7 protein-coding genes are annotated in these 8,083 nt (G+C 45.9%); 5 read left to right on the top strand and 2 right to left on the bottom strand.

The window, feature by feature from the left end; all coding sequences use genetic code 11:
- Positions 1-145 precede the first annotated feature (145 nt).
- A complete protein-coding gene (gene obgE / locus FD47_RS12865) occupies positions 146-1,450 on the top strand; it encodes a GTPase ObgE (protein WP_056980768.1) in 1,305 nt (434 codons plus the stop codon).
- Positions 1,451-1,483: 33 nt separating this feature from the next.
- A complete protein-coding gene (locus tag FD47_RS12860) occupies positions 1,484-3,418 on the top strand; it encodes an acyltransferase family protein (protein WP_008211114.1) in 1,935 nt (644 codons plus the stop codon).
- A gap of 56 nt (positions 3,419-3,474) precedes the next feature.
- On the opposite strand, the gene FD47_RS12855 is transcribed toward FD47_RS12860, so the two are convergent.
- Both FD47_RS12855 and FD47_RS12850 read right to left on the bottom strand, forming a co-directional pair.
- On the bottom strand, positions 3,475-4,227 hold the full coding sequence (locus FD47_RS12855; protein WP_054736315.1) for a hypothetical protein: 753 nt from the start codon (positions 4,225-4,227) through the stop codon (positions 3,475-3,477).
- 11 nt (positions 4,228-4,238) lie between these two features.
- Positions 4,239-4,535, bottom strand: coding sequence for a hypothetical protein (locus tag FD47_RS12850; RefSeq protein WP_225352990.1), 297 nt, complete (start codon positions 4,533-4,535; stop codon positions 4,239-4,241).
- Positions 4,536-4,643: 108 nt separating this feature from the next.
- Here FD47_RS12850 and rnz point away from each other — a divergent pair, with 108 nt between their 5' ends.
- The 3 genes from rnz to recJ form a co-directional block, all read left to right on the top strand.
- Positions 4,644-5,582 carry a ribonuclease Z gene (rnz, locus tag FD47_RS12845; protein WP_054736316.1) on the top strand — a complete coding sequence of 313 codons (939 nt, stop codon included), beginning with the start codon at positions 4,644-4,646 and terminating at the stop codon, positions 5,580-5,582.
- A gap of 39 nt (positions 5,583-5,621) precedes the next feature.
- Positions 5,622-6,035, top strand: coding sequence for a lipopolysaccharide assembly protein LapA domain-containing protein (locus FD47_RS12840; protein WP_008213698.1), 414 nt, complete (start codon positions 5,622-5,624; stop codon positions 6,033-6,035).
- Positions 6,036-6,054: 19 nt separating this feature from the next.
- Positions 6,055-8,083, top strand: a 2,029-nt coding sequence (gene recJ, locus FD47_RS12835; protein WP_056980767.1) for a single-stranded-DNA-specific exonuclease RecJ, incomplete at its 3' end; no start/stop codon positions are given.

The following is an 8,083-nucleotide window of genomic DNA, read 5'->3' as shown; positions in this document are numbered from 1 at the left end:
CTTAGTGTTGCACTTGATTTGACAATTGAGGTTTTTAATCTTTTGTTGTTTTTTTCGGAATTCTTTGACCTTAACCATTAAAGCCGGTATACTTCAAAAGGACTCTAGAAAGAAACATAAGATGAATTTGAAATGGTGATAATAGATGTTTGTTGATCAAGTTAAAATTGATGTTCAGGCCGGACATGGTGGCAACGGAATGGTTGCTTTCCGGCGTGAAAAATACGTTCCAAATGGCGGCCCGGCCGGTGGCGACGGTGGTCGGGGCGGTAACATTATCTTCAAGGTTGACTCAGGAATGAGTACCCTGATGGATTTTCGTTATCACCGTAAATTTAAAGCAAAGAATGGCGGCAACGGGGCCAACAAATCTATGACCGGCCGGAGTGCTGAAGATACGATTGTGCCGGTACCAGAAGGCACAACGGTTACCGATACGGAAACGGGTCGGGTGATTGGCGATTTGGTGAAGCCCGATCAAGAACTCGTTGTTGCCAAGGGCGGCCGCGGCGGCCGTGGCAACATTCACTTTGCCAGTCCAACCAACCCGGCGCCGGAAATTGCCGAAAATGGTGAACCCGGTCAGGCAGTTTCTCTCAGCCTGGAGTTAAAGGTGTTGGCCGATGTCGGCTTGGTGGGATTCCCATCGGCTGGGAAATCGACGTTACTCTCGGTCATAACCAGTGCGAAGCCAAAGATTGCCGGTTATCATTTTACGACCCTGGTTCCTAATTTAGGAATGGTTCGTTTAGATGACGGCCGTGACTTTGCGGTTGCAGATTTGCCAGGACTCGTTGCCGGGGCTTCAAAGGGTGTTGGATTAGGATTCCAATTTCTCCGTCACGTGGAGCGAACGCGCGTTATCCTTCATTTAGTTGATATGTCGGGTGTTGAGGGTCGCGATCCGTATGCGGACTATCAGGCAATTAACCAGGAACTTACGCAATATGACCCTGACATTTTAAAGCGACCGCAAATTATTGTGGCCACTAAGATGGACCTGCCAGATTCACAAGCCAATTTGACAAAATTCAAGGATGAGCTCGCTGCTCATAAGTCGGATGACCAAATTGTTCATGATGTGTTACCAATCTCGTCTGTTACCCATTCAGGGCTGCAGGAACTGGTGCGAAAGACGGCCGACTTGTTGGCTGAGGCGCAACCAGAAGAAACGGTGGTCCCTCAAGATCATCCGAAGACTTACGAATTTGATGGCACCCATGAACCAGACTTTAAAATTACGTTTGATAAGGAAATTGAATCATGGGTTATTTCCGGTGATAAGATTGAAAAGCTGTTTAAGATGACCGACACGGCGCATGATCAAAGTATGCTCAGATTTGCCCGTCAAATGAGGGGAATGGGAATCGATGATGCACTGCGGAAAGCTGGGGCGAAGGATGGCGACACGGTCACCATTCTTGACTACTCGTTTACGTATGTCGAATAGCGGAATTTAAATTAAGAATAGGGAAGATTTTTAATGCAACAGGTTCGCTCACAACAAACTGGGAAACGGCTTAAAAAAAGTCGCTATATAACTGGTTTTGACGGAATCCGGGCACTTGCAGTCGTGGGGGTAATCGTCTATCATCTTTTACCTTATAATCTGCAGGGAGGCTATTTAGGGGTCCCAACGTTTTTTGTCGTTTCCGGTTATTTAATTACGGATTTACTTTTACAAGAGTGGGAACAAAATGGTCGGATTGATTTTCTGGGATTTTACGCCCGGAGATTAAAACGCCTGTATCCTGCCCTTGTATTTATGCTGGTGGCGACCGGCACGTACATAACACTTTTTGAACGGTCGCTGCTAACAAATTTACGATCGATCATCACCACCAACATGTTGTATTTGTACAATTGGTGGGAGGTTGGTCACGGTCAAAGTTATTTTGACCGGTTTAACGGTGAGTCACCATTTACCCATTTATGGTCACTGTCAATTGAAGGCCAGTACTATCTTATTTGGCCGTTAATTTTGATTGCCTTCATCCTAATTATTCGCAAGAAGAAAAACATTGCTTACCTGTTACTTGGTTTAGGAGTCTTTTCAGGAATATTGATGGGGGTTCTGTACACTGGTCCCGATACCCTTAACCGGGTGTATTACGGAACGGATACCCGGATGTTTTCAATTATTTTTGGGGCGCTGCTGGCAATTATTTGGCCGTCGACGCATCTCAAAAAACAAATTTCAACTTCGTCTAGGTGGACGCTGAACGTGATAGGGATTCTCTCGATTCTTGTGATGGCGGTTATGTTCTTTGAGCTTTCGGGGCAAAATACCTTTACCTATCGCGGCGGGATGTTCATCATGGCGATTGTCTCAACCACGCTGGTGGCTGCCTGTGCGCATCCTGGCGCTGATGTCAACCGCTGGTTAACCAATCCGGTATTTTCTTGGATTGGATCCCGTAGTTATGGGATCTATCTGTATCAATTTCCGGTGATGATTTTTTATGAAATGCGGGTTCGTGACATTGCCGCTAATCCGCTTCTTAATGCCACCATCGAAATTGTCTTGATCATGGTGATCAGTGAACTGTCGTATCGATATATTGAACGGCCATTGCGGCATTACCACTACAAACAATTGGGGATGTCGATTGCCGAATTTTTACGACCAAATTCTCAATATGGGCTAAAGCGGTTGTGGCTGGTACCGGCAATGGCGCTGGTTGGCGTTTGCCTCTATGGGAGCGCGATTGCCCCGACTAAAGCGCAGAAAAGCGCTCTTCAGGAAAATATTCTGAAGAACGAAAGCAGTGCCAACGCGCATAATAAGGCCGCGCTTGCCAAACAAAAGAAAGCCAGGCGACTTGCCGCTAACAAGCGTAAGATGCGGATGCTGATGAATAAGAAGTTAACGCCGACGCAGTACCAAATCGCCAAAAAATACCGGCTCACCAAGAAGCAGTATTTAATTGCGTCACATCAACCCCTAACTGCGATTGGGGATTCCATTATGGCCGATAACAGCCATGATTTGCAGACGGTCTTTCATCAGGCATACGTATCCGCAAAGGTTGGCCGCCAAATTTGGCAGGCTGATGCGGTCTTAACGCAGCTTAAGAAGCGTGGTGAACTTGCACCCAACGTCTTGATTAATTTGGGGACAAATTCGCCGATGACCAGTGCGCAAATTGATAAGGTGGTTCAAGCAGTTGGTAAGGGCCACCGGATTTTCTGGGTCAATACCCACGTGCCAACCCGTAATTGGGAAACGGAAGTCAATGCCACCATCGCAAAGGCTGCTAAGAAGTATCCTCATTTCTACGTCATTGATTGGCATGGATACAGTGCAACGCGTCCCGATTGGTTCTGGCAGGATAATGTGCATCCGAACCCCCAGGGAAACGTTCAGTATACCCACTTGGTCGCAAAGAATATTAGTCAACAATTGAATCATTTCTAAAAAATAAGGGCTTCCTATCAGCACGTGATAGAAAGTCCTTTAAATTTGGAAACTAATCAGTTTAAGTCAATTGTTAACGTCTTATTTGAAATTGAATCCACCTGAGTGCCCTTTTCATTAAACGTTGGGCCAAAGTTAATGGTCAGTGTCGATGCGGGGGCTGTGTCATAATTGTACAGATAGCCCGTCATGCTAAAGGAGGCAGTCTTACCAGAAGCGATTTTATTTCCAGCTGAGGAATCTGTTAACTGGTTATTGGGCGTTAACGTTTGATTTTGATTGGTTTTAACGGCCTTAACCCCATTAAGGGCGATTGGAAAATTGTGATTGTTGGCCACCGAATAATTCACGACAAACGTGTAATAGGTATCGGGCACTTCACGTAAGTTGAGCACTTGTTGAACGGCCTGCTTTGCGATGGCAGTTACGGCCGTATTCTTGAGAACGCGAACCCTGGAAACGTGATAGGTCATCGCACCCAATTTGAGGGTTTGCGGACTATCGGCGACTTTTGCGAGACGCTGGCGAGTCCCAAAGCGATCATAGCTGAACTGCTGCTTTTTGGTGAGATTTCCGTTCGCTACGTAATTCTTACTTTGCTTGGCTTTTTTGGGGACGTTGTACTGATAATGGCTCAGCTGACTGCTTGATGAGCTGGAAGCAGCCGATGACGATGAGTCATTTGCCATATTGGCGCTCATCGCTGCCTTATCCTTCGCGTGGTTTTGTTGGTTGCTTTGATGACCGCAACCAGCTAAGCCGACTAACAAAATGATACTGATACTGATGAGAAACGGATATTTTTTCATTTTTTCTACCCCTAGTAGAACACAATTGATTTATTAACAATTCTAAACCCAAACACCAGTTGATGGTGATTTGACGTTCTTAAATCTGTCGTTGGCGGAAGGTGACTGGTGCGGGTTAGAAACTGATCAAGCCGCATGATGGCCAACCCGCTTTGAGATGCGCCGGCCGACTCAAGAATAAGCGCGTCACTGGCAATCGTGAGCTGGTTAACCGGGACAAAGTGATGCGCATCTGAAAGCAGCAGCGTTAATTTTGGGTTGAGCATGGCGCTTGCCCGGTAAAATTCATCAAGATTCAAAAGTTTCACTTCCCGTCCTCATGATTATTTTACCTGAATTATGATACAATTGAAATTGCTTTTCGATGGTTAAAACACATCATCGATCGATTAAATGGAATAAGGAAACGATAAATCATGCAAATTGAATTTTTAGGAACTGGGGCTGGATCCCCAGGAAAGTTTCGAAACGTTTCAAGTCTCGCTTTACGACTGTTAGATGAAATCAATTCCGTCTGGCTTTTTGACGTGGGCGAGGGGACCCAGCATCAAATTTTACGAACGACTATTCGGCCCCGCAAAATCGATAAAATTTTTATCAGTCATCTTCATGGTGACCATATTTTTGGGTTGCCTGGGCTGTTAAGCAGCCGGTCATTTCAGGGCGGTAACGGACCGCTTGATATCTATGGGCCCAAGGGTGTTAAGGAGTACGTTAACGTGAGTTTGCGCACGTCTGAAAGCCGGCTTGCCTATAAGTTGCGCTTTCACGAGCTGACAAAGCAAACCGATGGCCTGATTTTTGAAGATGATAAATTTTCAGTCTACGCGGCCCCGCTTGATCACCGGATTCTCAGTTTTGGTTATCGAGTGGTGGAACATGATCATCCTGGTGAACTGATGGTCGATAAGTTGGCAGAGCTGCATATCCCGTCCGGCCCGGTTTATGGGAAATTGAAGCGCGGTGAAGTAGTCACCCTAGAAGATGGGCGCACAATTGACGGCCGCCAGATGATTGGCCCAGCGCAACCCGGGAGAATTGTCACAATCATCGGTGATACTCGCAAAACAGCGAACACTTTGAAATTGGCGGAAAATGCCGATGTCTTGGTTCACGAGAGCACTTTTGGCAAGGGGGAGAGCAAGCTGGCTAAGAATTATTACCACTCGACTAACGTTCAAGCGGCTCAAATTGCCAAGAAAGCAAACGTGAAGAAGCTATTGTTAAATCACATTTCTGCTCGGTATACCGGCAAACTGGTTTATGACTTGGAAAAACAAGCCCGTACCGTATTTCCAAACACCAAGGTTGTCAAAGATTTTGACATGATTGATGTGCCATTTCAAAAGGGTTAGTTTGGTAGAAAAATCGTTTTTAATAAGGGGGAATGGGTGATGAAGAAGCAGGTTATCACAATTGTCAGCATCGTTTTGGTGATTCTGGTTGCGATCTTTGCGTTGATGAACTTGGAGACCGTTGAAGTGAGTTTTGGGTTCACATCGGTTCAGATGCCGTTAGTTTTATTGATTCTAATTTGTTTGTTATTGGGCGCATTGATTATTTTCTTATTCTCAACCACTCAAAATATGCGGAAGAATCGTGAATATCGCGAACTTGAAAATACAGCCCAGCAGCAACAGGATGCTTTGAGTTCGGAAATTCATGATCTTCAGGAGACCATGAAAGCCTTGGAAACCCGGCTTAAAAACTCTTCTGGAAAGCAAGAAATTGGTGTCAAAGATCAACAAATCAATGATTTGGAAACTAAAATTCAACAGCTGAATGATCAATTAACGACACATAAGTAAGGGTGGGTAACAAATTTATATGATTCAATCAAAGTTTAAGTGGCAAATGCAGAAGACACCTGATCAGCAATTAATCAAAAAGTTTGCAGAAGGTTTAAAGGTGGACCCACTGATTGCCGCAATTTTACTGCAGCGGGGATTTAATGATATCTCCGCGGCAGAAACCTTTTTGAAACCTTCGGTAAAGAGTTTTCATGACCCGCTGTTAATGCACGACATGGCCAAGGGAATTAGTCGGATTCAGCAGGCAATCGAGAGTGCTGAACAGATTACGATCTATGGCGATTACGATGCCGACGGAATTACCAGTACAACGATTATGTTTGAAGTACTGACCGATCTGGGCGCCAACGTTGATTACTACATCCCGAACCGATTTACAGACGGTTATGGTCCGAATAGCGCCGCCTTTAAAAAAATTATTAATGGCGGCACAACCCTGATTGTAACGGTTGATAATGGGGTTGCCGGAAGCGAAGCGATCGACGTTGCTAACGACTTGCATTGTGATGTCATTGTGACGGATCATCATTCATTACCGGACAAACTGCCCAACGCATACGCAATTATTCACCCTCGCGTGAAGAACGAGGAGGGCCTGGCATATCCGTTTGGCGAATTATCGGGAGCTGGGGTCGCTCTCAAAGTCGCCCAAGCGCTAACGGACGAATTACCAGTGGATCTAATCGATATCGCGTCAATTGGGACGGTTGCCGATGTGGTTTCATTAACCGATGAAAATCGGGCAATCGTGAAGTTTGGTTTAACCGCGATTCAAAATACCCAGCGGCCAGGCTTGTTGGCCCTGATTAAATTGGCGAATATCAATTTAGCCAGTTTTGACGAACAGGATATTGGGTTCGGGATTGCGCCGCGACTCAATTCGCTTGGTCGGATGGATGATGCCAACGTTGGCGTTGAATTGTTATCAACGTTTGATGAGGACCGGGCTTCCCAGTTGGCTGACTTTGCAAATCAGCAAAATGATACCCGCAAGTCTTTGGTTGATCAATTTTACCAAGAGGCTGTCCAGATGGTTGAGGCATCCGGAGACGCGGACCACCGGGCAACGCTAGTGGTCGTGGGTAAGGATTGGCATCAGGGCGTGTTGGGAATCGTTGCCAGTAAACTACTCGAAAAGTACGGCCGGCCGACGCTGGTTTTGACGACGATAAAGGACACCGATGAGTTAAAGGGGTCTGGTCGAAGTATTGACAGCTTTGATTTGTTCGCTGCCATTGACCCAATGCGCGATCAAACGATTGGGTTTGGCGGTCATCACTCAGCGGTTGGATTGACAATTAAAGCTGAGAAACTGCAGGTTCTAAGAGACCAACTGGAAAAAGCGGCTAATGACCAGCATCTGGATCTGAGCCAAAAGCCAACCTGTCAAGTTATGACGGCACTGCCTGCCGCTAAAGTGACAACCGATTTGGTTGATCAGCTCGCCGTTTTAGCACCATTTGGGCAGGATAATGACAAGCCTACTTTTGAAATCTTGTATGATCGGTTAACCAATGTCAAAACAATGGGCCAGACGGGTAGCCATCTGCGTTTCAGTTTAGTGCAGGGTAATCAATCGTTGAACGCGGTTGCGTTTCGAAAGGGTCATTTAGCCGCGCAGTTGCTTCAAGATTCGGACAATGTTCGGGTGGTTGGTCAGTTAAGCAACAATACTTGGAATGGGCGGACGAATGTTCAGCTGATGGTAGCCGATCTAAGTCAGTCTCCGGCACCAATTGTTGATAAACGAACCAAGCAGCTTCGCCAGCAGATGTTTACTGAGCCTGGAGTTTATGTATTCTTTCATGAAAAACTCTACAACCAACTCAAGAGTTACGTGGCAAATGACGCGACTGCCGTTTTATACGATCAAGTAGGCACAGTTGACGATCCTAAGCGACTATTTATCGTGGATTGTCCGGACGTTGTCAGTGATTTGAAGGGGGTTCTTCAGAAGTGTCACCCCGACTTTACAATCCTGTATTTGTTTAAAAAACGGCCGGTTTCAAAATGGGGGATGAGGTGTACCCCCAAAGTTAAAGTAA

This window comes from Lentilactobacillus parafarraginis DSM 18390 = JCM 14109 (genome assembly GCF_001435895.1).
In the GTDB taxonomy this organism is placed as follows: domain Bacteria; phylum Bacillota; class Bacilli; order Lactobacillales; family Lactobacillaceae; genus Lentilactobacillus; species Lentilactobacillus parafarraginis.
The sequence above is the reverse complement of the archived record's forward strand: the minus strand, read 5'-3'. Positions and strand labels throughout refer to the sequence as shown.

Coding starts and splice junctions, on each gene's coding strand:
- rnz (WP_054736316.1), top strand. CDS start 4,644: ATGCAAATTGAATTTTTAGGAACTGGGGCTGGATCCCCAGGAAAGTTT.
- FD47_RS12855 (WP_054736315.1), bottom strand. CDS start 4,227: ATGAAAAAATATCCGTTTCTCATCAGTATCAGTATCATTTTGTTAGTC.
- FD47_RS12840 (WP_008213698.1), top strand. CDS start 5,622: ATGAAGAAGCAGGTTATCACAATTGTCAGCATCGTTTTGGTGATTCTG.
- FD47_RS12860 (WP_008211114.1), top strand. CDS start 1,484: ATGCAACAGGTTCGCTCACAACAAACTGGGAAACGGCTTAAAAAAAGT.
- obgE (WP_056980768.1), top strand. CDS start 146: ATGTTTGTTGATCAAGTTAAAATTGATGTTCAGGCCGGACATGGTGGC.